Genomic DNA, 25,296 nt, shown 5'->3' with positions numbered 1-25,296 from the left:
CGGGACGGCGAAACGGCAATCGAGCGACGACGGGATGACGCCGTGCCTTGATTGCGCGACACTGCAACGTCCCACGACTTCAGCGAATCGCTTGAGCCCATGGCCGTCCGTCGCCTTTCCGATACGATTGTCGACCGCATCGCCGCCGGCGAGGTGATCGAGCGGCCGGCGAGCGTCGTCAAGGAACTGGTCGAGAACGCCATCGACGCGGGCGCAAGCCGGGTCGACGTCGTTGTCGTCGGCGGCGGCAAGCAGCTGATCCGGGTCGACGACGACGGCTCGGGCATGTCGCCCGAGGACCTGGCGCTTGCCGTCGAGCGGCATGCGACCTCGAAGCTGCCCGAGGGCGACCTCGTCGACATCCGCACGCTCGGCTTCCGCGGCGAGGCGCTTCCCTCGATCGGCGCCGTCGCCAGGCTGACCATCACGAGCCGCAGCGTCGGCGACGAGATTGCAAGCCGCATCACCGTCGATGGCGGCGTCCGGGAGGGTCCCGCGCCAGCGGCGCGCAATCGTGGCACCCGCGTCGAGGTCACCGACCTGTTCCACGCCACGCCGGCGCGCCTGCGCTTCCTGAAGTCCGAGGCGGCCGAGAATCAGGCCGTGACCGACGTGGTGCGGCGCCTCGCCCTGGCGCATCCGGGCATCGCTTTCTCTCTAACGGTCGGCGAGCGGAATACGCTCTCCGTCACCGCCGCCGGCGGACTGACGGTTCCCGCCGATGCGACGGCGGCACGCATCGCCGACGTGCTCGGCGACGAGTTCCGCGGCAATTCGCTCGCGCTCGACTACGAGCGCGGCGGCGTGCGGCTGAACGGCCTTGCCGGGCATCCGAACTGGCACCGGCCGACGTCTCGCCACCTCTATATCTTCGTCAACGGCCGTCCGGTTCGCGACCGGACGCTGACCGGGGCGGTCAAGGCGGGCTACGGCGACGTGATGTCGCGCGACCGCTGGCCGGCGGCGGCGCTGTTCCTGTCGCTCGATCCGCGCGAGGTCGACGTCAACGTCCACCCGGCCAAGGCCGAGGTGCGGTTCCGGGATGCCGGACTGGTGCGCGGTCTTGTGGTCAGCGCCCTGAGAACGGCGCTGCAGGGCACCGGACCGGCCGCTTCCCAGGCAATGGCGGACGCGACCCTGTCACGCTTTCGCGGCGGAAGCGGCAACGGATATGGGGACTCCAACGGCGGGCGGGACGCCTTTGCCGTGTCGCGCGCGCTTGCTCGCGGCTTTTCCGAACCGACCGCCACCTTCGAGAGTTTCGCTGCCCCCTCGGCCGATGCGCGCGCGGGCACGGTGGCCGGCGCGGCGGTCGCGGCGGCCGAGGCATCCGCGAGCGGCCATCCGCTCGGCGCCGCGCGGGCGCAACTCCACGAGAACTTCATTGTGGCGCAGACCGGCGACGGCATCGTCATCGTCGATCAGCATGCCGCCCACGAACGCCTGGTCTACGAGCGGCTGAAGACGGCGATGGCGGCCCACGGCGTCGCCCGGCAGGCGCTGCTGATCCCGGAGATCGTCGACCTGCCGCCTGCCGACGCTGCCCGGCTTGCCGAGCGCGCCGGCGAGATTGCGGAACTCGGCCTGGTGATCGAGTCATTCGGTCCCGGCGCCGTGGCGGTCAGCGAGGTTCCGGCGATGCTCGGCGACTTCGACATCGGCGGACTGGTGCGTGACCTTGCCGACGATATTGCCGAGGCCGGCGCGTCGACGCGGCTGCTCGACCGTCTCGAGGCGGTCGCCTCGACGATGGCCTGCCACGGCTCGGTGCGCGCGGGGCGCAGGCTCAACGCCGAGGAAATGAACGCGCTGCTCCGCGAAATGGAAGCGACACCCAATTCAGGCCAGTGCAATCACGGCCGGCCGACCTTCGTCGAACTCAAGCTATCGGATATCGAGCGGCTGTTCGGGCGACGGTAGTGGTCCGGAACAAGGCAGCGACAGCCCGCGGTCCCGCGAACCGCTTCCGTCGTTGCTTTGTGCCCGTATTGCTCAGTCGACGATCTGCCCGAGCACGTCATGGGCCGGTTTCGACAGCCATATCACGATGGCTTTCGAGCCGGGCAGGGCCGCAATGGCGGGTGTGTACTGGCGCCCCCGGTCCACATCGTCGATCCGGAAACTTTTTCCCGACGATTGGCCGTCGCTCTCGAAGCGACGACCTGCAATGTCGGAATTGTAGTTGCCGCCACGGGTCCAAGCCAACATTGCATTTCCCCCTTCGAGACCGACGCCGACCGGATCTCTGGAACCCCTGGCGCCGAAGGCAAGTTGGGTCCCCGCGGGCTGATTGTCCCGAGCTAAGAACTGGACGTGCACGTTTTTCTTGTTCTGGTCCGTCCCGTCGCCGCGTTCGGCCCACGTCACGAACGAGCCGCCATCCTCGAGGCTGTTGACGGAAAGCGCCAAGCGGTAGGGAATGTTGTCCTCAGGGATTCCCTCCGCGACGACGATCTTGCTGGCGACCGCCTCGAACTTCCGGTTGACGCGCCAGAACAAGATGCTTCTCAGATCATCCTGCGATCTGGGCTGGGACAAAGCCGCAATCAAGAATCCACCACCCGGGGCCGCGTGAATTTCTGGCCGACCGAACAGATATTCATCGTCATTCCTGATCACGAATTTCTTGTTTTTCTTGATATTCCCGCTGTTGCTGTACCGCTTCACGACGATTTTTCCGCCATGGGAAAAAGCAGTGATAAATCCCCCGAACCGCAATGCCGCCACGTCGGTGTATGGTCGGCGTCCCGATCTTCTCGTCTTGAAGATCGGCCCCAATGGCTCGCCGCTTTCGTCATAGCGTTGCGCCCATTTCGCGCCGTTCCACAGCACCATGAAGCTGCCGTCACTCAGGCCGACGACCTGGACGGCACTCGCCATTTGTGATCCCTGGTCGATTGCAAGCCGTGGTCCCTGGGCGACGCCCTCGCTGTCGAATACCCGAAGGTAGGACGACCGCCTGGGAGTTCCGCCCTTTCCGTACCAGGTGGCAACGAAGCCGCCGTTGCGCAGCGCCGCGACATCTGGCGTCGACAGTTCGACAGCGACCTCGTGCTCGCTGAGATCAAGCTGCGGTCCCACCCTGTCCGCCAGGGCGGACCCGGTCGAGATCGTGGCAATTGCAAATGCCAATGCTATGGGCGGAAAGTACTTCTTCAATTTGCATGCTCCCGACGAAAATTATCGGGAAGTGTATTCGGATGTGAAAGATTCCTCAACGGAGCGGTGCTACCGGATATATTCCGGTGGCTAAGTTGATGCTGGCTATAGCCGCGAGCGATCGGACGGCGATGACGGGGAGGACACATGAGCAAGCCGAAAGACTTCATCCAGTACCACAAGGACGGATCGGTCTGGGCGACTGGTCAGACGATCGACGACGTCGCCACCGGTTACTGGGAGTGGTTCCGCAAGGACGGGACGAAACTGCGATCTGGATACTTCGACAACGGCGAGCAGGTCGGGGACTGGACGACCTACGACAAGGCCGGCGCAATCTACAAGGTCACGAGGATGAAGCCGAGATCGTGAGGGGGGCCATGCCGGACCGAGGCGCCGCATGCCGACCGGATGCCTAGTACATCGTCCGTGCGTATATTTCCTGCATCTGCTCTTCGCTGATCGCCGGTGCTTCGTCCGCGATCTGCTCCTTGATGATCTGGCCGAGCGGCGGCATGCGGGAGCGCTCGACCTGGGAGGAGGGATCCCAGAGCTTCGAGCGCATGAACGCCTTGGCGCAGTGCAGATATGCCTCCCGCACGTGGACGACGAGCACGGTGGCGGGAAGCCGGCCGTTGATCGGGAAGCGCGCCTTGAGGTCTTCGTCGTCGCGGATATCCGCAGTCCCGTTGACGCGCAGTGTCTCGCTGAACCCCGGAATCATGAACAGGATGCCGACGGCGGGATTGGCGATGATGTTCGACAGCGTGTCGAGCCGGTTGTTGCCGGGACGGTCGGGCAGGGCGAGGGTGTTGTCGTTCAGCACGGCCACGAAGCCGGGATGCTCCCCGCGCGGCGTGGCGTCGCCGAGACCGTCCGCCCCCTGCGTCGCCAGGACGCAGAACGGCGACAGAGAAATGAAGGTCCTGCAGTGGGGATCGAGCCGGCTGAGCTGCTTGTCGATCACCCGTTTCGACGGCTGCCCGTAGACTGCCCTGAGGGACTCGAGCGTGTCGATCCTTGCCATGGTGCCCCGCTCCTTGGGTCTGCCCGCGTCAGGGCAGTGCCGCGTAGCCTTCCGTGAACCCCCCCAGTGACATCGGGATGCCGATGCCTTCTTCGGGGGTCTGGAAGATGATGAACGTCGCCAGTTCGCCGCCCTCGAGCTTCTCCACCAGTTCCTCGTCGATGATCACCTCTGCCACGCATCCGTTCGGCAGGCAGCGGATAAACTGGGCGCGGCCGACGTCGTCGTCGTCGATCTTCAGGCCGAGGCCGGTCGGCAGGAGGACGCCGAGGGGGGCGAGCACGCGCAGAATCTGGTCCTTGCCGTCGGCGGTCTTCAGGACGATCACCGTCAGCCCGACGTTCTGACGGTCCTCCGCGGTCACGCTCTGGATCAGCGCGCACTGTTCCCCCTGGGCGCCGGGCGGTGTGTCGCAGCGGATCTGCCAGTCGCCGTAATTCTCGCGAAGCGTTCCCTGCGCGCTGGCGGGGCCGGCCAGGTATGCCGGGGCGGCAACAAACGCGCCGACCGCACAAAGCGTCGCCACTGCGAGCGCACGAATCGCCGACCTGTACCCGTTAGCCATTTCCGTATTGCCTTTTCGGTGTCCGTTTGAGCGTGCGTACGGCCGATCGGCCGACGGAATTCGTCTGCAGGCGCGGTGCTAGCAGACCCCCCATCCCTGTCAAGTGATCGCGCCGCCGAGACTGCAGGCGGGGCGGAAACGACGTCCGATCCGCGCTTTCGGCCCTGTTTTGGGATGGCTGGGGCCGTTTGCCGGCAAGGTTCTCCCAATTGTTCTCGCTTTTGCCGTGAGCGCGGCCGCCGAGCGGCTTCGCATGCGGAAATTTGTCGCGCCGCCGGCGGGGAAAGGTCATTGCCGACAATGGCGTAAATGTGATTTTTAAGACAGGCCCCAATGGCTGGTCCCCGCAGAATGGCCGACGGTGCATCGGTGCAGCACCACATTGGGCGAAGCAAGAGGCAAGGGAGCGATCTCAATATGGCTTCATCGAGGGTATTCGCGTCACTCGTCGCGACCATGACCATGCTGTCGGCCGGAGCGATACCCGCGCTGGCGCAGCAGCCGGAGCCTTGGCAGATTGGACTGCAGTCCGCATCGACGCCGGTGATGGAGTCGATCACCGGCTTCCACAACTTCCTGCTGGTGATCATATCGCTGGTCACGCTGTTCGTCCTGGTGCTGCTGACGATCTGCATCGTCAAGTTCAACTCCAAGAGCAACACGACTCCCTCCAGGACGTCGCATAACACCATTCTCGAGGTGGCGTGGACGGTGCTTCCGGTGATCATCCTCGTGGTGATCGCGATTCCATCGTTCCGGCTCCTGTACTTCCAGCTCGAGACGCCGGAGCCCGATCTCACGATCAAGGCAACCGGATACCAGTGGTACTGGGGCTACGAGTACCCCGATCACGAGGGCCTCAGCTTCGATGCGGTAATGCTCGCCGATGACGAGTTGCAGCCGGGCGATCCGCGGCTGCTGGCGACGGACAACAACGTGGTGGTTCCGGTCAACAAGATCGTCAAGGTGCTGGTCACCGGCGATCCGATGGGCGTCATCCATTCCTGGACGATCCCCGCCTTCGGCTCCAAGGTCGATGCGGTTCCGGGCAGAATGAACGAGACGTGGTTCAAGGCGACGAAGACCGGCATGTATTACGGCCAGTGCTCGGAACTGTGCGGGCGCGACCACGCTTTCATGCCGATTTCCGTTCAGGTCGTGGAGCAGGCCGAGTACGACGCCTGGGTCTCCGAACGTACGGCGGGTCTCCAGCCGCGCGACGACAAGAAAAAGTTCGCCCAGAACACCCTCGGGAGCGAGTGATCGGGCAGGCGACGCTCGAACGGCGGCGCAGCGGATCAGAAAAAGGATAACGGCATATGGCATATGCAGCGGCACATGAAGCTCACGAACACCATCCCACCGGATGGCGCCGTTGGCTGCTTTCGACGAACCACAAGGATATCGGGACCCTCTACCTGCTGCTCGCGATGACCGGCGGCATCGTCGGCGGCTTCCTCTCGGTGATGATGCGTGCCGAATTGATGGAGCCGGGGATGCAGATCTTCGGATCCGGCGCGATGTTCAACGTGTTCGTCACCGGTCACGGATTGATCATGGTGTTCTTCATGGTCATGCCGGCGCTGATGGGTGGCTTCGGGAACTGGTTCGTCCCCATCATGATCGGCGCGCCGGACATGGCGTTCCCGCGGATGAACAACATCTCGTTCTGGCTGCTCGCCGCCGCCTTCCTGCTGCTCGTCGTTTCCATGTTCGTTCCCGGCACCGCGTCGGGATATGGCGTCGGTACGGGCTGGACGGCCTATGCGCCGCTGTCGACCACAGGGCATACCGGTCCGGCAATGGATTTTGCGATCTTCTCGCTCCATCTGGCAGGCGCGTCGTCGATCCTCGGCGCGATCAATTTCATCACGACGATCTTCAACATGCGTGCGCCGGGCATGACCCTGCACAAGATGCCGCTGTTCGTGTGGTCGTGCCTGATCACGGCCTTCCTGCTGCTGCTGGCCTTGCCGGTTCTCGCCGGCGCCATCACGATGCTGCTGACCGACCGCAACTTCGGCACCACGTTCTTCTCGCCCGAGGGCGGCGGCGACCCGATCCTGTACCAGCACCTGTTCTGGTTCTTCGGCCACCCCGAGGTCTACATCATCATCCTGCCGGCCTTCGGCGTCGTCAGCCAGGTCGTCGCGACATTCTCGCGCAAGCCCGTGTTCGGGTATCTGGGCATGGCCTATGCCATGGTCGCGATCGGCGGCATTGGCTTCGTCGTCTGGGCCCACCACATGTACACGGTCGGCATGGACGTCGACACGCAGGCCTATTTCGTGGCGGCGACGATGATCATCGCGGTTCCGACGGGCGTGAAGATCTTCTCGTGGATCGCCACCATGTGGGGCGGGTCGATCGAGTTCCGCACTCCGATGCTGTGGTCGATCGGCTTCATCTTCCTGTTCACGGTCGGCGGCGTGACGGGCGTTGTCCTGTCGAATGCCGGCGTCGATCGTTCGCTGCACGACACTTACTACGTGGTCGCCCACTTCCACTACGTGATGTCGCTGGGCGCCTTGTTCGGGATCTTCGCGGCTTGGTACTACTGGTTCCCGAAGATGACCGGATACATGTACTCCGAGTTCGTCGGGAAGCTGCACTTCTGGGTGTCCTTCGTGGGCGTCAACCTGCTGTTCTTCCCGCAGCATTTCCTCGGTCTGGCGGGCATGCCGCGGCGCTACGTGGACTATCCGGATGCCTTCGCGGGCTGGAACTTCGTGTCCTCGATCGGCTCGTACATCTCGGCCTTTGCGGTCTTCATCTTCCTGTACGGCGTGATCCAGGCCTTCATGGCCAAGCGCAAGGCGGCCGACAATCCGTGGGGCGCGGGTGCGACGACGCTGGAATGGACGCTGTCCTCGCCGCCGCCGTTCCATCAGTTCAACACGCTGCCGCGGATCAGCTGACCGCAACCATTGACCGGCGGCCCGTCAGGGCCGCCGGCTCCGGCTTGCCGGAGCTTGAACCCAACAGGATCCCCCGCTCCTCATGACTGAAGCCCGTATCGATTTGAACGCGTCCGCCGAACCGTCGATGGTCACGGTCGGCCACGGCGGCGTGCGCGACTTCGTTTCGCTCCTGAAACCGCGGGTGATGTCGCTGGTCGTGTTCACCGCGGTCGTGGCGCTGGCGGTAGCGCCGGTTTCGGTTCATCCGATCATCGCGTTTGCCGCCATCCTCTCCATCGCCACCGGGGCAGGCGCCGCCGGCGCGCTCAACATGTGGTACGACGCAGATATCGACCGGGTCATGAGCCGGACGCGCGAGCGGCCGATCCCCTCGGGCGCGGTCGCGCCGAGCGAGGCGCTGGCCTTCGGCATGGTGCTGGCGGTGTTTTCCGTGCTGGTGCTCGGTCTCGCCACCAACTGGCTCGCCGCCGCGCTGCTCGCCTTCACCATATTCTTCTACGGTGTCGTCTACACGATGTGGCTGAAGCGGGCGACGCCGCAGAACATCGTCATCGGCGGCGCGGCCGGCGCGTTCCCGCCGGTGATCGCCTGGGCGGCGGCGACCGGCACGGTCTCGATCGAACCGATCGTGCTGTTCCTGATCATCTTCTTTTGGACGCCGCCGCATTTCTGGGCGCTGGCTCTGGTCCGCTCCGGCGACTATGCCCGTGCCGGCGTGCCGATGCTTCCGGTGGTATCGGGTGCCGAGGAAACCCGTCGGCAGATATTACTGTATTCGCTCGTGCTGGTGCCTCTCGGCCTTGCTCCGGTGGTGCTCGGATTCGGGGGATGGCTCTACCTGGCCGTGTCGCTCGGTCTCGGCGCGATCTTCCTTGTTCTGGCATGGAAGCTGCGCAGCGGACATGGCGACGCGATCGGACCCGTCGCCCGCCGGCTGTTCGGCTTCTCGATCGTCTATCTGTTCGGCCTGTTCGCCGCCCTGCTTGCCGAGCATGTGCTCGGGCTGCCGGGCCAGGAGACTCTCGGCAATGCCTTCGCAGGCCTTGTTCAGTCGGGGCTTGCCGCGTGATCCATGGAAGAACCAGGCATCGTTCTTACCCCGGAGCAGAAGCGGCGCAGGCGAATGCGTTCGATCGCAATCGCCCTGTCGCTGGCCGGCCTTGTCCTGCTGCTCTACCTGGTGACCATCGTCAGGATGGGCCCCGACGTGATCGAGCGGCCGCTGTGAGGTGGTCCCGGAGGATCGGCGGATGAGCAGCGAACACAAGTCTTCGGGCAACCGCCGGCAGAAGGCCACCGCCCTCGCCCTGTTCGCGCTGGTCGCCGGCATGGTCTGCCTGTCCTTTGCGGCGGTCCCCCTCTACAACATGTTCTGCCGCGTCACCGGGTACGGCGGCACGACGCAACGCGCGGAGGCGGCGTCCGACCAGGTTCTCGATCGCACCGTGACGGTTCGCTTCGATTCCAACATGTCGGGCAGCCTGCCGTGGTCGGTGAAGCCGGAACAGACCAGGCTGAAGCTGCGGATCGGTGAGACCGGCACGATGGTGTATGTCGCGCGCAACACCAGCGACGCGGCCACGATCGGCACGTCGACCTTCAACGTCTCGCCGCCGGCCGCCGGATACTATTTCAACAAGATCCAGTGCTTCTGCTTCACCGAGCAGCCTCTCGGCCCGAACGAGACCGCCGACATGCCGGTGGTGTTCTTCGTCGATCCGGCATTCGCCGAAGACAAGGACACTCGCGATCTGTCCGAAATCACGCTGTCCTACACGTTCTTCCCGGTCGAGGCCGACGGGGAGGATCCGGCAAGGCCCGTCGCTTCGGTGCCGGACGGGTCGGACAAGCGTCCACTGTAAGAACTTGATAGAGACAAGGGCCCGCGCTAAGCCGTATCGCGCGACCTGACGAGGGGATCAAAATGGCAGACGCCCACGCCAAGCATCACGACTACCACCTGGTCGAACCGAGCCCGTGGCCGTTCGTCGGAGCCCTTTCGGGCTTCGTGTCGGCGACCGGCATGGTCATGTTCATGCACGACATGGGCCCCTGGGTCCTGATCGTCGGCCTGCTGGGCGTCGCCTATACGATGATCTCGTGGTGGCGCGACGTGATTCGCGAAGCGGAGGTCGAAGGCCACCACACACCGGTCGTGCAGCTTCACCTGCGCTACGGCATGATCCTGTTCATCGCCTCGGAGGTGATGTTCTTCGTCGCCTGGTTCTGGGCCTACTTCGACGCGTCGCTTTTCACCGGCGAGGCGATCCAGTACAGCCGCGTCGAGGCCACGGGCGGGGTGTGGCCGCCGGTCGGTATCGAGACCTTCGATCCCTGGCACCTGCCGCTGCTCAACACGCTTATCCTGCTGACCTCGGGAACGACGGTCACCTGGGCGCACCATTCCCTTCTCCACAACGATCGCAACGGCCTCAAGTGGGGCCTGATCTGCACCGTCATCCTGGGCGTCCTGTTCTCGTTTGTGCAGGCGTTCGAATACGCCCATGCCGACTTCGCCTTCGGTGGCAACATCTACGGGGCCACCTTCTTCATGGCGACCGGCTTCCACGGGGCCCACGTACTGATCGGCTCGATCTTCCTGATCGTCTGCCTGTTCCGGGTCTTCGCCGGCCACTTCAAGCCGGACCACCATTTCGGCTTCGAGGCCGCGGCCTGGTACTGGCATTTCGTCGACGTCGTCTGGTTGTTCCTGTTCATCTGCATCTACATCTGGGGCTCCAGTGCGGCCGAAATCTACTGACGCGAGGCGCCTGCGCCGCTGAATCATTGCGAAGGCGGCCCCCGGCCGCCTTCCGTTTTTCGGGGACCTCCGGCGCGGCAACCAGGAGACCATGACAGACGACCACCGATATCCGCCGCTGCCGCCGCTCTCCACCGGCCTGGCGGGCCGCTGTCCACGCTGCGGCGAGGGCCGGCTGTTTTCGGGCTTCCTGTCGACGGCGCCGGAATGCCCGAACTGCGGACTCGACTATTCCTTCATCGATTCCGGGGACGGTCCCGCCGTCTTCGTCATCTTCATCGTCGGAGCGATCGTCGTCGGCCTGGCCTTCTTCGTGGAGTTCAACTACAGGCCGCCGTACTGGCTTCATCTGGTGCTGTGGCTGCCTCTGATCGTGATCCTGTCGCTCGGCATGCTGCGGCCGCTGAAGGGCCTGATGATTGCACAGCAGTACCATCACAAGGCCCAGGAGGGCCGAATGGAAACGCCACGCGACCCCGGCGCAGGCGGCGAGGGCTGACGTGCCGGCCTGGCGCAAGGTCGCACTGACCGGTCTGCTCGTCCTGGTTGCGTTCGCGATCCTGTGCGGCCTCGGCATCTGGCAGATGCAGCGTCTCGCCTGGAAGAACGGCCTGATCGCGATGGTCGAGGAGCGGGTCGAGAAGCCCGCCGTTCCACTGCCCGAGGAATCGGAGTGGCCGGCGGTCAACAGGGAGGAGGACGAATACCGCAAGGTGACGCTGTCCGGCGAGTTCCGCCACGATCTCGAAGCACCCGTCTTCACCACGCTGGACGATCCGAAGTTCGGGCTGAACGGGGCAGGGTACTGGATCCTGACTCCGCTGCGTCTCCCCGACGGTTCCATCGTGATGGTCAATCGCGGCTTCGTCCCGATAGAGCGCAAGGATCCTGCGACCCGGCCGGAAGGACAGGTCGATGGCGAAGTGGACGTTACCGGTCTCCTGCGCATGCCGGAGCGAGGCAACCTGTTCACGCCGGACGCGGACCCCGGCGCGAATGCCTGGTTCGTCCGGGACCCGGCCAGCATTGCCGAGGCACGGAACCTCGACAGGGTGGCCCCGTTCTTCATCGATGCCGATGCCACGCCCAATCCCGGCGGATTGCCGATCGGCGGCACGACCCGGGTCCAATTCCGCAACGATCATCTCGGCTATGCGCTGACATGGTTCGGACTGGCGCTGGCGCTTGGCGTCGTCTTCGCGGTATGGGCAGCGGGTCAGCTGCGCCAGAACCGCAACCTTGCCGGCCACCAGCCCCGGCAATAGGCTCCGGGACCAGTTCGGCAGTGAAGCATCGATCAAGTGACATTTCGGAGCTGACTTGAAATACGTAAGCACGCGCGGGCAGGCGCCCGCCCTCGATTTTTCGGACGTTCTGCTGACCGGCCTGGCGGCTGACGGCGGCCTCTACGTGCCGGAAACCTGGCCTTCCCTCAGCCAGGGCGAGATCTCGGCGCTGGCGGGCCTCGACTACGCCGACGCAGCGCAGAGGATCATCGCGCCGTTTGTCGGCGAGGCCATCGAGGCCGGCGCATTGCGCCAGATGCTGCACGACGCCTACGGGCAGTTTCGGCATCCGGCCGTCGCACCGCTCGTGCAGTCGTCGCCGAACGGCTGGATCCTGGAGCTGTTCCACGGTCCGACACTGGCCTTCAAGGATGTCGCGATGCTGCTGCTCGCGCGTCTGATGGATCATGTTCTGGCCGAACGCGGCGGCCGCGCGACTATCGTGGGCGCGACTTCGGGCGATACCGGCGGCGCGGCGATCGAGGCCTTCCGCGGCCTTGAACGGGTCGACGTTTACATCCTCTACCCGCACGGGCGGGTCAGCGACGTGCAGCGCCGACAGATGACGACGGCGCGGGAGGACAACGTCCATGCGCTCGCACTCGACGGCACGTTCGACGACTGCCAGGCGATCGTGAAGGGCCTGTTCGGGGATGAGGGCTTTCGCAGCCGGGTTACGCTCAGCGGCGTCAACTCGATCAACTGGGCCCGCATCGTCGCGCAGGTCGTCTACTATTTCACCTCCGCCGTGGCACTCGGGGCACCAAGCCGGCCGGTGAGCTTCGCGGTTCCAACGGGCAACTTCGGCGACATCTTCGCTGGCTACGTCGCCTCGCGCATGGGGCTCGACATTGAACGGCTGGTGGTGGCCACCAATGTGAACGACATTCTGGCCAGGACCCTCGACACGGGCCGCTACGAGGTCCGTTCCGTGGTGCCGACATCGAGCCCGAGCATGGACATCCAGGTTTCCAGCAATTTCGAGCGGCTGCTGTTCGAGGCGTCGGGCCGTGACAGCGACGCGGTCGCCCGCTGGATGGACGGGCTGCGGCAGTCCGGCTCCTTCACGATCGACCACGCGACGCTCGCGGCGATCCGCGAACGCTTCGACGCCGTCAGCGTGGACGAGAACGCCTGCGGCACGACGATCCGCGACATGCTCGCCTCCGGCGGCTATCTCGCCGATCCGCATACCGCGATCGGGCTGGCGGCGGCGCGCCGGCACGGCAATGATCCGGCGACCCCGATGATCACATTGTCGACGGCGCATCCTGCCAAGTTCCCGGACGCGGTCGAAGCCGCCGCCGGGGTCAGGCCGGCTTTGCCGGACTGGCTGTCGGACCTGCACGAACGGGAGGAGACCTTCACGCGTCTGCCTGCCGATCAGGCCGCAGTTGCAAGTCACATCGTATCGACGACGCGCGTCGTCACCGAGGAAGCGTAGATGAGCGTACGAACCACCACTCTCGACAACGGCCTGCGGGTCGTCACGGCAGAGATGAGCCATGTGCAGACGGCGGCCCTCGGTGTCTGGGTGCGCGCGGGCGCGCGCAACGAGCGTCCGGAGGAACATGGCCTCTCGCATCTGCTGGAGCACATGGCCTTCAAGGGCACGAGGCGTCGCAATGCCCGCCAGATCGCCGAGGAGATCGAATCCGTCGGCGGCGACCTGAACGCCGCAACGAGCCACGAGACCACCGCCTACTACGCGCGGGTGCTGAAGGAGGACGTGCCGCTCGGCTTCGACATCCTCTCCGACATCCTGCGCGACAGCGTCTTCGACGGCGAGGAACTGCGCCGCGAGCAGCACGTGATCCTGCAGGAGATCGGTGCCGCCCTCGACGATCCGGACGATCTCGTCCACGATCTGCTGCAGGCAGCCGCGTTCGGCGACCAGCCGATCGGCCGGCCGATCCTGGGCACCGCCGAGACGGTCGCCGCCCAGCGCGTCGAGGGGCTTCGTTCCTACCTGTCCGAGCACTATCGGGCGCCGGAAATGATCGTCGGCGCGGCCGGCGCCGTCGACCACGAGGCGATCGTCGATCTCGCCGGCGACCTGTTCGGCGGCTTCGCCGCCACACCGGGCGCGCCGTCGCCGGCGGCGCGTTACGTCGGGGGCGAGCGCAAGGTCGAGAAGGACCTGTCCGAAGCCAACCTGCTGTTCGCGTTTCCCGCACCGGCGTTCGTCGACGAGGATTTCTATGCGGCCCGGATCGCAGCCGCCGTGCTGGGCGGAGGCATGTCCTCGCGGCTGTTCCAGCGCGTCCGCGAGGAGAAGGGCCTCTGCTATTCGATCTATGCGTTCAACTGGGCGTTTTCCGACGTCGGTCTGTTCGGCATATCGGCGGCGACCGAACCGCAGGACATCGAGCAGCTGATCGATGTCACGACCGCGGAAGTGTCGAACGCGATCAGCGAGATCGACGATCAGGAGGTCACCCGCGCACGTGCCCAGCTCAAGGCCGGCCTGCTCATGGGGCTGGAAAGCTGTGCGGCCAGGGTCGAACAGATCGCGCGCCAGTCGCTGTTCCTCGGTCGCACCGTATCGATGGAGGAACTCACCCGTCGTATCGACGCGGTCGATGCCGCAAGCGTCAGGAACATCCTGGCCAGGATCATCTACGACAATCCGCCGACCCTTGCGGCGGTCGGGCCCGTCGAACGCCTTGAATCCGCCTCTGATTTGCAGGAAAGATTGCGTGCAGCCGCGCGCGACGCGGCATGATCGGGCGACGGTTTTGGCAAGATGGTGTTCCTCAGGTCGGTAACCGCCGAAACGGGACCGGCGATCCATGGCGAGGGGGTTCTGCTGCGCACCCCTCAGATGGGGGATTTCCCCGCCTGGATGGCACTGCGTGAGAGCAGCCGGGCATTCCTGACCCCCTGGGAACCCACCTGGCCGATGGACGATCTCACCCGATCGGCGTTCCGCCGCCGCATTCGACGCTACCTCCAGGACATCCGCGAGGACGCCGCATATCCGTTCTTCATTTTCCGCAGTGACAACGACGCGTTCATCGGCGGTGTCACCCTGTCAAATGTACGGCGCGGCGTGACCCAGTCCGCATCGCTGGGATACTGGATCGGCGAATCCTTCGCCCGCCAAGGCTATATGACCGCTGCCGTGAGCGCATTGGTACCATTCGTATTTGAACAGCTCAGGCTGCATCGGCTCGAAGCGGCTTGCCTTCCCTCGAACGCGGCGTCTATACGGCTTCTTGAAAAAGTCGGATTTGCGCGCGAGGGCTTTGCGCGTCGGTATTTGCGTATCAATGGCGTCTGGCAGGACCATTTCCTCTACGCGATGCTCAGCGACGATCCGCGCCCCCTGGTGCGGTGAATGCTGACATGCCGGCGGCGCCGGAATCGCGACACACGGAAGGCCGGATGAAAGACAGGATCGGGGGGCACCTAGGACGGCTGGCCGCAGCCCTGTTGGGCTTGGTCGTGCTGGCGCTCGCCGTGTTACCGGCGCATGCCCTTGAGGCAATCCCCGTTCCCCTCGACAGCAGCGCCATCGACCTGACCGAGTCCGTCGACCTGTATCTGAGATACGGCGACCGCATCCAGATTTCGACCGCGCCGGACGCGGAGGGCTTCGTGCGCCGGATCGAGGTACGTTCCCGCGAGCCCGGCCACACCGCGTCCTGGGCCGTGTTCGCGCTGCGCAACGATTCCGACGAACAGATCGACCGCCTTCTGGTGGCCCCCTATTTCCGCATGGTCGGCTCGGGCATCGTCAGGCCGGATCTCGGCCAGTCGCGCATCAGCGCCATCACCCCGAGTCAGGGCTTCCGGCCGGACAGGGAAGACAGTCACGACGCCGACATCTACCTGATCACCCTCGATCCGGGCGCCGTGGTGACCTACGTCGTCGAACTCGCCGGCGACAGCATACCGCAGCTGCGCCTGTGGCAGCCCGACGCCTACAAGGAGAACGTCAACAGCTTCACCCTCTACCAGGGCATGGTGATCGGCATAGCCGGCCTTCTGGCGCTGTTTCTCACCGTTCTGTTCGTGGTCAAGGGCACGCTGATCTTTCCGGCCGCCGCGAGCATCGCCTGGGCGGTTCTGGCCTACCTGTCGATCGACTTCGGGTTCTGGAACAAGATCTTCGACGTGCCGGTCCAGGGCGACCAGGTGTTCCGGGCGGGCGCCGAGGCGATCCTGGCGGCAACGCTGCTGATCTTCCTGACCGCCTATCTCAGCCTGATGCGATGGCACGTGCGGCTGCTGTATGTCGCGGCGCTGTGGCTGATCACTCTTGTCGGCGTCGCCGCCCTTGCGGTGTTCGACGCGCCGCTCGCCGCCGGGATCGCCCGCCTGTCGCTCGGCGGCATCGGCATCATCGGAATGGCTCTCATCCTGTTCCTGGCCTTCCGCGGCTTCGACCGGGCCATCCTGCTGATACCGACCTGGCTGCTGCTGCTCGCCTGGCTCGTTGCCGCGGGGATGACCGTAACCGGCCGGCTGTCGAACGATCTGGTCTCTCCGGCCCTGGCTGGCGGCCTCGTGGTGCTGGTGCTGCTGGTCGGCTTCACCGTCATGCAGCACGCCTTCGCCGGCGGAGCGATCGGCTCGGGCATGCTCAGCGACTTCCACCGCAAGGCGCTGGCCCTGATCGGCGCCGGGGACCTGGTGTGGGACTGGGACGTTCCGCGCGACCGGATCTTCGTCTCGCCGGAGCTGGAGGAGAAGCTCGGCCTGAAGCCGAACGCCCTGGAAGGCAGCGTGCGCCGCTGGATCGACGCGCTTCATGCCGGAGACCGCGACCGGTTTCGCGCCTCGCTCGATGCCGTCGTCGAGCAGCGGCGCGGACGGATCGCCCAGGACTTCCGGCTGAGGGCCGCCGACGGCCACTATTTCTGGTACCGGATGCGCGCGCGCCCGATCCTCGGCGACGACGGCGAGGCGATCCGCCTCGTCGGCACGCTCGTCGACGTCACGGAGATCAAGAACGCCGAGGAGCGCCTGCTGCACGACGCGGTGCACGACAATCTGACGGGCCTGCCCAATCGCGAGCTCTACCTCGACCGCCTCGAGGCGGCGATCCTGCGCGGCCGCAGCGGCGAGACCCGGCCGACGGTCTTCGTCATCGATATCGACCGCTTCCGCCAGGTCAATGACGGGTTCGGCATCGCGGTCGGCGATTCGATCCTGCTGACGATGGCAAGGCGCCTGCAGCGCCATCTGAAGCTGTCGGACACGCTGGCCAGGCTGGCCGGCGACCAGTTCGGCATCATCCTCGTGTCGGAAGGCGATCCCAAGCGCATTGCTGCCTTCGCCGAGGCCGTGCGCCGCACCATCCGCACCCCGATCACCTTCGGCGACCGCGAGGTGTTCCTGACTGCCTGCGTCGGCATTTCCGTCTTTGACGGCGGCGACAAGCGCAAGGAGGACCTGCTGGAGGACGCCGAGATCGCCATGTACCACGCCAAGCGGTTCGGACCGGACCGGGTCGAGGCGTTCAAGCCGGTGATGCGCACCATGGGCGGCGACCGGTTGGCCCTGGAATCAGACCTCCGCAGGGCGCTTGAGCGGGAGGAGATCAAGCTCGTCTTCCAGCCGATCATGCGGCTGGACAACAAGCGGATCGCGGGATTCGAGGCGCTGGTCAGGTGGGATCACCCCCGCCACGGCCGCCTCAATCCGCAGGAATTCCTGTCCATCGCCGAGGAAAGCGGCATGATCGTCGAGATCGGGCTGTTCGTGATGGATCGCGCGGCCCGCCAGCTCGGCGCCTGGCAGCGGGCGATGGGGGTCCACCTGCCGATCTTCGCCTCCGTCAACGTCTCCAGCCGGCAGCTGCTGCGCCACGACCTGATCAACGACATCCGCGCCGTGCTCGACCGCAACGAGGTTGTGCCGGGCACGCTGAAGCTCGAAGTCACCGAGTCGCTGGTGATGGAGAACCCGGAATACGCCGCACAGGTCCTCGAGCGTGTCCGCGAACTCGGCGCCGGGCTGGCCCTGGACGACTTCGGCACCGGCTATTCATCGCTCAGCTACCTGCAGAGATTCCCCTTTGATACCATCAAGGTGGACCGGTCGTTCGTGCGCCACAACGGCAGCGGGACGCGGCCGGTGATCCTGCGCTCGATCGTCGCGCTGGCCCACGATCTCGGCATGGAAGTTGTCGCGGAAGGCGCCGAGACCGACGAGGACGCCATCGAGCTCTACGCGCTCGGCTGCGAGTACGCGCAGGGCTTTCTGTTCGGCGAGCCGATGTCGGCGGAGGAATGCCGGCACCTGCTGGCGCGCCAGTCCGCCATGATGCGTCATTAGCCTGCCAGGACGGTGCCGCCGGACTGCCGTCGCCCTGCCGTCAGTGTGCCATCGGTGTGCCGTCAGGCGCGGCCCGCGTCCGGCGAGAAATGGCCGGGGTCGATCCCGAGCTTGCGCAGCGCCAGGTCGTATTTGGAATCCAGATCCACCCCGAAGATCAGGTCCGCATCGGCGCCGCAATGCAGCCAGCCGTTCGCCTGGATCTCGCTCTCCAGCTGACCCGGCGCCCAGCCGGAGTAGCCGAGCGCCAGCAGCGCGCTTTGCGGCCCGTCGCCCTTGGCGATCGCCTTGAGGATGTCCAGTGTCGCCGTCAGGCAGATGCCCTCGTCGATCGGCAGGGTCGAGTTCTCGACGAACCAGTCGGCGGAATGCAGCACGAAGCCGCGGCCGGTCTCCACCGGCCCGCCGACATGGACCCGCATCCGGCCGACATCGGCGGGCAGGCGGATCTCGTCGCCCTCGCCGATGACGTCGAGTTGGCGCAGCAGGTCGGTGAAGCGGATGTTCTCGGCGGGCTGGTTGAGGATGATCCCCATGGCGCCGTCGTCGGAATGGGCGCACATGTAGATGACGCTCCGCTCGAAGCGCGGATCGCCCATCGTCGGCATGGCGATCAGCACCTGGCCGTCGAGAAAACCCCGTCCGCCGCCGCCGCCGAAACCCTGGAACTCCTTGAACGCCATGACGGCAATGGTAGCGCTCCCGGCGGAATTTGGAAGTGCCGCGGCGAGCCGGAGGTCACACAGGCTTGAAGGGCCTTGATGTCGCCGCGTCACCGGATTAGGCCATGATCAGGCGGTCCGAGCCGCCAGCCCATACCGGAGTGCCGCGCCCCGTGTTGCGAATTCCTGCCCTTGCCGCCGCCATCGCTGCGCTGTCGATCCTTGCCGCCGCGCCCGCACCGGCCGCCGCGCAGGCCTGGCAGGATCCCGCACGGGTGCGGCTGATCGACGGCGGCGTGCTGGCCGACGGTCCCGACCGGCTGGCGGGCCTGGAGATCCTGCTCGATCCGGGCTGGAAGACCTACTGGCGCGATCCCGGCGACTCCGGCATCCCGCCGCAGCTGGACTTCTCCGGGTCGCGGAACCTCGCCGCCGTCGAAATCGAATGGCCGGCCCCGGAGCTGCACTGGGACGGCTATGCCTGGATCGTCGGCTATACCGAGGCGGTGGTGTTTCCGCTGGTCGTCACGCCGCAGGACCCGGACGTGCCCGTCGACCTCGACGTCAGGCTCGCCTACGGCGTCTGCAAGGACATCTGCGTCCCGGCGGAAGCCGAGGCGGAACGGCTGCTCGACGGCCGCTCGGCGCGGCCGGCCGGCATCGAGTTCTACCGGGCCCGCGTGCCCGTGGCCGTCGACGGTCCGGACGGGCGCGGCGGCGTCGTCTCGGCGACGGTCGATCGCAGCGGCGAGGTGCCGGTGCTCGAATTGCGGCTGAAGCTGCCCGGCGAACCGGATGACGCCTATGCGGTGGTCGAGGCCCCCGAGGGATGGTACCTGCCGGTCCCGGAACGGTCCGACGCCGAGCCCGGCCTGTTCCTGGTGCCGCTCGACGGCGCGCCGGACGCAGCGGCGATCCGGGGCGCCGAACTGCGCGTCACGGGCGTGTCGCCCACCTTTTCGTTTGAGCAGCGGGTCGCCCTCGATTAGGTCATGTCGGGTACCATGCCGGGATCGGCCGGCGGCGGACGTCCGCCGGTGCCCGGGGTTTTCGAAGAGGAGAGGGAAATGATCAAGGTTGGGGACAAGCTGCCGGATGCCACCTTCATGGTAATGGGCGAATCCGGTCCCGCGCAGAAATCCACCGGCGACGTGTTTTCCGGCCGCAAGGTCGTGCTGTTTGCGGTGCCCGGCGCCTTCACGCCGACCTGCAACAACCTTCACCTGCCCGGCTTCCTGGCCAATGCCGACAAGTTCAAGGCCAAGGGCGTCGACGCGATCGCCTGCGTCTCCACCAACGACGTCTTCGTCCTCGACGCCTGGTCGAAATCGACCGGGGCCGAGGGCACGATCGAGTTCCTGGCCGACGGCAATGCCGATTTCGCCAGGGCGACCGGCCTGTCCTTCGACGGCTCCCCGCGCGGCATGGGCACCCGCTCGCGGCGCTACGCGATGCTGGTCGACGACGGCGTCGTCAAGGTGCTCAACGTCGAGGAGACCGGCGCCACCGCCGAGGCCTCCAGCGCCGACGCACTGCTCGCGCAGATCTGAGCCGGCCGACGGTCTGCCCCGACGGTCTGCCACGGTCTGCCCCGACGGTCTGCCCCGGCGGCTGGGCCCGGCGGCCGGTGTCGATTTAGGCAGGATTCCGCCAAACGGGCAGCGCCAGTCCGGCCGGTCCTTTCGGAGGCCGCCGCACCGGCGCCGGCATGCGGCGGCCCCGGCATCGGTCGCGACCGCCGTACGCTCCGCTCGCTGACGCTCGCTGCGCGCCCCACCCCCGACCCCTCCCCACGAGGGGGAGGGGAGGCGCTGTGGCACGGCCTTCTTCTGCCTTCACCGTCATGGCAAAGGGGCACCGCTGCACAAGGAGGAGACGAAGCCTTTCCGGTGCGGCCCTCTTCTCCCTCCCCCCTCGTGGGGGAGGGTCGGGGAGGGGGCGCGCGCCGGAGGCGCGCGTTCTGCGGCAGCGGCCGGTTCAGCCGTCGCGGTCGGGCACGATCATCCGCCGCTGCTCTTCGATGGCGGCCTCGATCACCTGGCAGCAGCCGTCGGTGTTCGACAGGACGTCGCTGTTCCATAGCCGCACGACACGAAACCCCTGCGCGGCGAGCCAGGCGTCGCGCGCCCGGTCGCGGGCGTTGTCGGCATGCTGTCCGCCATCGATCTCGATGACGAGCTTCAGCGACAGGATGGCGAAGTCGGCAATGAACGGGCCGATCGGCGCCTGCCGCCGCAGAGGCACGCCGCGGCGCCGCACGGGATCGAGCGCGCGCCACAGCGCCCGCTCGGCGTCCGTCGGCTCGCGCCGCAGAGCGCGGGCGCGGCGGCGGGTCCTGTGGGTGACGCGGCTGATCGGCACGGGCGGCTCCGCGGGTCGAGGGAGGATCATAGCGCGGATGCGGCCCGGCCCCACGCTCCGCTCGCTGACGCTCGCTGCGCGCCCCACCCCCGACCCCTCCCCACGAGGGGGAGGGGAGGCACTGTGGCACGGCCTTCTTCTGCCTTCACCGTCATGGCGAAGGGGCGCCGCTGCACAAGGGGGAGACAAAGCTTTTCCGGTGCGGCCCTCTCCTCCCTCCCCCCTCGTGGGGGAGGGTCGGGGAGGGGGCGCGCGCCGGAGGTGCGCGTTCTGCGGCAGCGGGGTGTTCAGCCGTTGGCCCGATTCTGCGGAGTTGCTCTTCGAATGCGGCATTCGGCGGTACGATGATGCCCACGTGCTGGGCCTTGGTGAAGGACGCCGTCGCTCGAGCAACAGCGCGCCCGCCGCACGCTCCGCTCGCCACAGGCTCGCTGCGCGCCCCACCCTCGACCCCTCCCCACGAGGGGGAGGGGAGGCGCTGTGGCACGATTCGCGGTTCCTGCTGCCTCGTGTGGGACTCCCATCGGCTTGCGCGGTACTCGGTTCGGACGCAATTCGCAGCGCAAGTGGGGAAGAGGGAGGCTCTGCGACACGGCCTCCATCTCCCTCCCCCCCCGGTGGGGGAGGGTCGGGGAGGGGGCTCGCGCTGCAGGCGCGCGGTCGGCCGGCGCCATGCCTCCCCGGCAGCGCGGCGGCCGGTCGGAGGCGCCGCGGGGGGTCAGCCTTTCGGACGGGGTGCCGACAGGGGGGGGCGGCGGGACGGCTTGAAGGGTGCCATGCCCTGGCGGGCGAGCGCGTCGGCGCGTTCGTTGCCGGGGTCTCCGGCGTGGCCCCTGACCCAGTGCCAGACGATGTCGTGCCGGCCGATGACACCCTCGAGTTCCTGCCAGAGCTCGACGTTCTTGACCGGCTTCCTGTCGGCGGTGCGCCAGCCGCGGGCCTTCCAGCTCTTCAGCCAGGTCATGATGCCGTTGCGCAGGTAGGCGGAATCGGTGTGGAGGTCGACGGCGGTGGGGCGTTTCAGCGCCTCCAGGGCGCGGATCGCCGCCAGCAGCTCCATGCGGTTGTTGGTGGTCAGCGCCTCGCCGCCACACAGTTCCTTCTCGTGATCGCCCCATACCAGCAGGGCGCCCCAGCCGCCCGGGCCGGGATTGCCGGAGCAGGCGCCGTCGGTCCAGATCTGCACGCGCGCGGTCTCGGCCATCAGTCGAGACCGTATTCGCCGGCCGAGCCGACGGAGCGGTGGAACCTGATCCGCCTGGCGTATTCGAGCGGATCCTTGGGACGCACGAAGGCGCCAGGCGGGTGGTTCAGCCAGTCGTAGAGGCGGGTCACGAAGAACCGCATGGCGGCGCCGCGGGCGAGCAGCGGCAGGGCTGCGGCTTCGGCCGTCGTCAGCGGCCGCCGGTCGGCGTAGGCGGTGAGCATGGCCCGCGCCTTGGTCACGTTGAACGACAGGTCAGGTTCGAAGCACCATGCGTTGAGGCACACGGCGATGTCGTAGGCAAGCGCGTCCCGGCAGGCGAAGTAGAAGTCGATCAGGCCCGACAGCCGGCTGTTCAGGAAGAACACGTTGTCGGGAAACAGGTCGGCGTGGATGACGCCGAGCGGCAGATCCTGCGGCCAGTTGGCCTCCAGGTAGGTCAGCTCGGCCTCCATCTCCGCGGCGAGGCCCGCCTGCAGGGTGTCGGCCCGGTCGGCGACGGCCGCGAAGATCGGCCGCCAGTCCTCGACGGACAGGGCGTTGGTGCGTTCGCCGGGATAGTCGAGCGCGGCCTTGTGCATCGCCGCCAGCGTGGTGCCGAGCGAGCGGCAGTGGCCGACGGCGGGCCTGCGCACCCAGACGCCCTCCAGGAACGTCATCAGCGCCGCCGGACGACCGCACAGCGTGCCGAGGCTGCGACCCTGCCTGTCGTGCATCGGCAGCGGGCAGGTGACGCCCTTGCCGGAGAGATGCTCCATCAGGCCGAGGAAGAACGGCAGGTCCTTCGGGTCGACCCGCTTCTCGTAGAGCGTCAGGATGAAGCTGCCCCGGTCGGTGTGGACGATGTAGTTGGTGTTCTCGACGCCCTCGGCGATGCCCTTGAAGGAGAGCAGCCGGCCGGCGTCGTATTCGGCGAGGAATCGGGTGAGATCCTCGTCGGGCACTTCCGTGTAGACGGCCATATGCCGGAAAATCCTATTCGGCCGCTTCGCGGAGGGCCCGCGGCAGATTGAAGGTGATGGTCTCGTCGGCGGTCGACACGACCTCGACGTCGATCGCGTAGCGTTCGGCGAAGGCCTCGATGACCTCCTCCACCAGAACCTCGGGCGCCGAGGCGCCGGCGGTGATGGCCAGCGATCCGATATGCCCGAACACGGACCAGTCGATATCGGCGGCGCGCTGCAGCAGCACGGCTCGCGGGCAGCCGGCGCGTTCGGCGACCTCGACGAGGCGCTGCGAGTTCGAGCTGTTCGGCGCGCCCACCACGATCGTCGCCTCGGCACGCGGCGCCACCACCTTCACCGCTTCCTGCCGGTTGGTGGTGGCGTAGCAGATGTCCTCCTTGTGCGGCCCGACGATGGCGGGGAAGCGGGCGCGCAGCTCCGCGACGATGGCGGCGGTGTCATCGACCGACAGGGTCGTCTGGGTGATGTAGGCAAGCTCGCCCGGGCGCTTCGGCGAAAACGTCCGGGCGTCCTCGACCGTCTCGATCAGGACGACCGCGTCCTCGGGCAGCTGGCCCATGGTGCCGATCACCTCGGGATGGCCGGCATGGCCGATCAGCACGATGTCGCGGCCCTTCCTGTGATGAATGACGGCTTCCCGGTGCACCTTGGTGACGAGCGGGCAGGTCGCGTCGATCTGGAACATGTTGCGCGCCGCCGCCGCCTCCGGGACCGACTTGGCCACTCCGTGCGCGGAAAACACGACGGGCGCGTCGGTCTCCGGGATTTCGGCGAGCTCGTCGACGAAGATCGCCCCCTTCGCCTTCAGGCTGTCGACGACGTAGCGGTTGTGGACGATCTCGTGGCGCACGTAGACCGGCGCGCCGAACCGCTTGAGGGCGAGATCGACGATCTGGATGGCCCGGTCGACGCCGGCGCAGAAGCCGCGCGGCGAGCAGAGCAGGATCTTCAGCGGAGGCTTCGTGGCTGCGGTCATGGCCGGAATGCGGGGAAGTGTCCCTCGGTTCGCCCGGTGTCCCTGAGTCCAACGTTTCGGGGAATCCGGACAGGCAGGGCCTGTATCCGGTCCGGCCCCGTTCCTGTCAAGGTGAGGTGGTCCCTGGACCCCGCCGCGTCAACCCGCCAGGTCGTCGCGGCCGGGTGCCGGGAAGCGAGGTCTTGGGAAATCGGTTCGCCTGCTGATATAAGGGCGCCCGCGCCGGCCGTCGGCCGGCGCAGGCAACCAGACCAAGGGGTCATGGTCCGACATTCGCATGCCGCCGAAGCGGCATGCAGAGCAGATGCCGGGATCCCAGCGGATCGCCGGCACCGATCGAATCCGAAGGAGTTTCGGAATTCGATGTCCGGCAGAGCACCTGCTCCATGTGGGGCTCGGACGTCGAATTCGCTCCGCCAGGCGGCGTCGAGGGGGCGCAGACAAGGGTATGTGCAGCATGCGGTCGTTCCGCGACGTTTCCGGCCGGGTTCCGGCCTTCAAGGGTGCAGTCCTCCTCGTTCTCGGTCTGACGGCGGCCGGCTGCGACACGCAGGCCAGCCGCGATGCCAGCGATTCGACGGTCGGTCTGTTCCGGCTGATGGTCGGTTCGGGCGAGGATCCCAACGCGCTCAAGGTCGATCCCGACGCGCCGCCGCCGGCAGTGGCGGCGAAATGCCCGCCGGTGGTCATCCGGGAAGGGACCGAGACCTTCCGCGCCTACGAGCGCGGCTTCGAGGGCGATCCGGCCCACGTCATCTACCAGGGCGGCATCACCAAGGTCGCCCGCGAGTGCGATTTCGACGGCAAGAACCTGAAGATGAGCTTCGGCGTCGCCGGCCGCGTCATCACCGGCCCGAAATGGAACAACGGCCCGATCAACCTGCCGATCCGCGCCGCCTTCGTGCGGACCGGCGGCGAGGCCGTCTGGTCGCAGCTCTACGAGTCCCAGCCCGTCATCGCGCCGGGCGAGACCGTCGTGCAGTTCGTCGAGGTGGAGCAGAACATGGCCCACACGATCCCCGACAACGACCACGTCAACAACTACGTGGTCTACGTCGGATTCGACGAGATCGGCAACGGCAGGAGGTGAGGGAGGCGGTGTTGTCTCGCCGCGTCGCGACTGG

Annotated in this window: 24 protein-coding genes; 16 read left to right on the top strand and 8 right to left on the bottom strand. The window is 66.7% G+C overall.

Annotated features, from left to right (window positions below; translation table 11 throughout):
* Window positions 1-99 precede the first annotated feature (99 nt).
* On the top strand, window positions 100-1,920 hold the full coding sequence (gene mutL / locus V3328_RS09860) for a DNA mismatch repair endonuclease MutL (protein ID WP_340329468.1): 1,821 nt from the start codon (window positions 100-102) through the stop codon (window positions 1,918-1,920).
* A gap of 72 nt (window positions 1,921-1,992) precedes the next feature.
* Here the strand turns inward: mutL and V3328_RS09855 are convergent, their stop codons facing one another.
* Window positions 1,993-3,159, bottom strand: a complete 1,167-nt coding sequence (locus V3328_RS09855; protein ID WP_340329467.1) for a hypothetical protein — start codon at window positions 3,157-3,159, stop codon at window positions 1,993-1,995.
* 147 nt (window positions 3,160-3,306) lie between these two features.
* On the opposite strand from V3328_RS09855, the gene V3328_RS09850 reads away from it, so the two are divergent.
* Window positions 3,307-3,531, top strand: coding sequence for a toxin-antitoxin system YwqK family antitoxin (locus V3328_RS09850; protein WP_340329466.1), 225 nt, complete (start codon window positions 3,307-3,309; stop codon window positions 3,529-3,531).
* Window positions 3,532-3,574: 43 nt separating this feature from the next.
* Here the strand turns inward: V3328_RS09850 and V3328_RS09845 are convergent, their stop codons facing one another.
* Together V3328_RS09845 and V3328_RS09840 are read right to left on the bottom strand one after the other, a co-directional pair.
* Entirely contained in the window at window positions 3,575-4,186 is a 612-nt protein-coding gene (locus V3328_RS09845) for a pyridoxamine 5'-phosphate oxidase family protein (protein WP_340329465.1), read from the bottom strand.
* Between the two features lie 28 nt (window positions 4,187-4,214).
* Entirely contained in the window at window positions 4,215-4,751 is a 537-nt protein-coding gene (locus V3328_RS09840; RefSeq protein ID WP_340329464.1) for an invasion associated locus B family protein, read from the bottom strand.
* A gap of 417 nt (window positions 4,752-5,168) precedes the next feature.
* Here V3328_RS09840 and coxB point away from each other — a divergent pair, with 417 nt between their 5' ends.
* The 11 genes from coxB to V3328_RS09785 all read left to right on the top strand — a co-directional run bounded on the left by coxB (window position 5,169) and on the right by V3328_RS09785 (window position 18,004).
* Window positions 5,169-6,014 carry a cytochrome c oxidase subunit II gene (gene coxB, locus V3328_RS09835; RefSeq protein ID WP_378758868.1) on the top strand — a complete coding sequence of 282 codons (846 nt, stop codon included), beginning with the start codon at window positions 5,169-5,171 and terminating at the stop codon, window positions 6,012-6,014.
* Between the two features lie 56 nt (window positions 6,015-6,070).
* The gene (gene ctaD / locus V3328_RS09830; protein ID WP_340329463.1) at window positions 6,071-7,669 is read left to right on the top strand and encodes a cytochrome c oxidase subunit I; all 1,599 of its coding nucleotides are present in this window, start codon (window positions 6,071-6,073) and stop codon (window positions 7,667-7,669) included.
* Window positions 7,670-7,751: 82 nt separating this feature from the next.
* Window positions 7,752-8,741, top strand: coding sequence for a heme o synthase (locus V3328_RS09825; protein WP_378758869.1), 990 nt, complete (start codon window positions 7,752-7,754; stop codon window positions 8,739-8,741).
* A 181-nt stretch (window positions 8,742-8,922) separates the two neighbouring features.
* Window positions 8,923-9,534, top strand: a complete 612-nt coding sequence (locus tag V3328_RS09820; RefSeq protein WP_340329462.1) for a cytochrome c oxidase assembly protein — start codon at window positions 8,923-8,925, stop codon at window positions 9,532-9,534.
* Window positions 9,535-9,596: 62 nt separating this feature from the next.
* Window positions 9,597-10,433: a cytochrome c oxidase subunit 3 gene (locus V3328_RS09815; RefSeq protein ID WP_340329461.1), complete on the top strand. Its 837-nt coding sequence runs from the start codon at window positions 9,597-9,599 to the stop codon at window positions 10,431-10,433.
* A 91-nt stretch (window positions 10,434-10,524) separates the two neighbouring features.
* The gene (locus V3328_RS09810; protein ID WP_340329460.1) at window positions 10,525-10,932 is read left to right on the top strand and encodes a DUF983 domain-containing protein; all 408 of its coding nucleotides are present in this window, start codon (window positions 10,525-10,527) and stop codon (window positions 10,930-10,932) included.
* Between the two features lies 1 nt (window position 10,933).
* Complete coding sequence (locus tag V3328_RS09805) at window positions 10,934-11,698, top strand: SURF1 family protein (protein WP_340329459.1); 765 nt, start codon at window positions 10,934-10,936, stop codon at window positions 11,696-11,698.
* Window positions 11,699-11,753: 55 nt separating this feature from the next.
* Window positions 11,754-13,163: a threonine synthase gene (thrC, locus tag V3328_RS09800; protein ID WP_340329458.1), complete on the top strand. Its 1,410-nt coding sequence runs from the start codon at window positions 11,754-11,756 to the stop codon at window positions 13,161-13,163.
* Complete coding sequence (locus V3328_RS09795) at window positions 13,164-14,444, top strand: M16 family metallopeptidase (RefSeq protein WP_340329457.1); 1,281 nt, start codon at window positions 13,164-13,166, stop codon at window positions 14,442-14,444.
* 21 nt (window positions 14,445-14,465) lie between these two features.
* Window positions 14,466-15,059: a GNAT family N-acetyltransferase gene (locus V3328_RS09790; RefSeq protein ID WP_340329456.1), complete on the top strand. Its 594-nt coding sequence runs from the start codon at window positions 14,466-14,468 to the stop codon at window positions 15,057-15,059.
* Window positions 15,060-15,106: 47 nt separating this feature from the next.
* Window positions 15,107-18,004 carry an EAL domain-containing protein gene (locus tag V3328_RS09785; protein ID WP_340329455.1) on the top strand — a complete coding sequence of 966 codons (2,898 nt, stop codon included), beginning with the start codon at window positions 15,107-15,109 and terminating at the stop codon, window positions 18,002-18,004.
* A gap of 62 nt (window positions 18,005-18,066) precedes the next feature.
* Here the strand turns inward: V3328_RS09785 and V3328_RS09780 are convergent, their stop codons facing one another.
* A complete protein-coding gene (locus tag V3328_RS09780; protein WP_340329454.1) occupies window positions 18,067-18,687 on the bottom strand; it encodes a YqgE/AlgH family protein in 621 nt (206 codons plus the stop codon).
* Between the two features lie 104 nt (window positions 18,688-18,791).
* Between V3328_RS09780 and V3328_RS09775 the strand changes: the two genes are divergently transcribed.
* Window positions 18,792-19,655 (top strand): protein-disulfide reductase DsbD domain-containing protein, encoded by an 864-nt coding sequence (locus V3328_RS09775; protein ID WP_340329453.1) that lies wholly within the window; start codon window positions 18,792-18,794, stop codon window positions 19,653-19,655.
* Window positions 19,656-19,733: 78 nt separating this feature from the next.
* Entirely contained in the window at window positions 19,734-20,216 is a 483-nt protein-coding gene (locus V3328_RS09770; protein WP_340329452.1) for a peroxiredoxin, read from the top strand.
* A 427-nt stretch (window positions 20,217-20,643) separates the two neighbouring features.
* On the opposite strand, the gene V3328_RS09765 is transcribed toward V3328_RS09770, so the two are convergent.
* From V3328_RS09765 to ispH, 4 genes are all read right to left on the bottom strand, one after another.
* The gene (locus tag V3328_RS09765) at window positions 20,644-21,027 is read right to left on the bottom strand and encodes an endonuclease domain-containing protein (RefSeq protein ID WP_340329451.1); all 384 of its coding nucleotides are present in this window, start codon (window positions 21,025-21,027) and stop codon (window positions 20,644-20,646) included.
* 718 nt (window positions 21,028-21,745) lie between these two features.
* The gene (gene rnhA / locus V3328_RS09760; RefSeq protein WP_340329450.1) at window positions 21,746-22,231 is read right to left on the bottom strand and encodes a ribonuclease HI; all 486 of its coding nucleotides are present in this window, start codon (window positions 22,229-22,231) and stop codon (window positions 21,746-21,748) included.
* Entirely contained in the window at window positions 22,231-23,193 is a 963-nt protein-coding gene (locus V3328_RS09755; RefSeq protein ID WP_340329449.1) for a homoserine kinase, read from the bottom strand. Before V3328_RS09755 ends, rnhA begins: the two co-directional genes overlap by 1 nt.
* 13 nt (window positions 23,194-23,206) lie before the next feature.
* Complete coding sequence (gene ispH / locus V3328_RS09750) at window positions 23,207-24,172, bottom strand: 4-hydroxy-3-methylbut-2-enyl diphosphate reductase (protein WP_340329448.1); 966 nt, start codon at window positions 24,170-24,172, stop codon at window positions 23,207-23,209.
* 457 nt (window positions 24,173-24,629) lie between these two features.
* Between ispH and V3328_RS09745 the strand changes: the two genes are divergently transcribed.
* Window positions 24,630-25,262 carry a hypothetical protein gene (locus V3328_RS09745; RefSeq protein ID WP_340329447.1) on the top strand — a complete coding sequence of 211 codons (633 nt, stop codon included), beginning with the start codon at window positions 24,630-24,632 and terminating at the stop codon, window positions 25,260-25,262.
* Window positions 25,263-25,296 lie beyond the last annotated feature (34 nt).

The organism is Microbaculum marinum (assembly GCF_037855135.1).
GTDB classification, from domain to species: Bacteria; Pseudomonadota; Alphaproteobacteria; order Rhizobiales; family Tepidamorphaceae; genus Microbaculum; species Microbaculum marinum.
The sequence above is the reverse complement of the archived record's forward strand: the minus strand, read 5'-3'. Positions and strand labels throughout refer to the sequence as shown.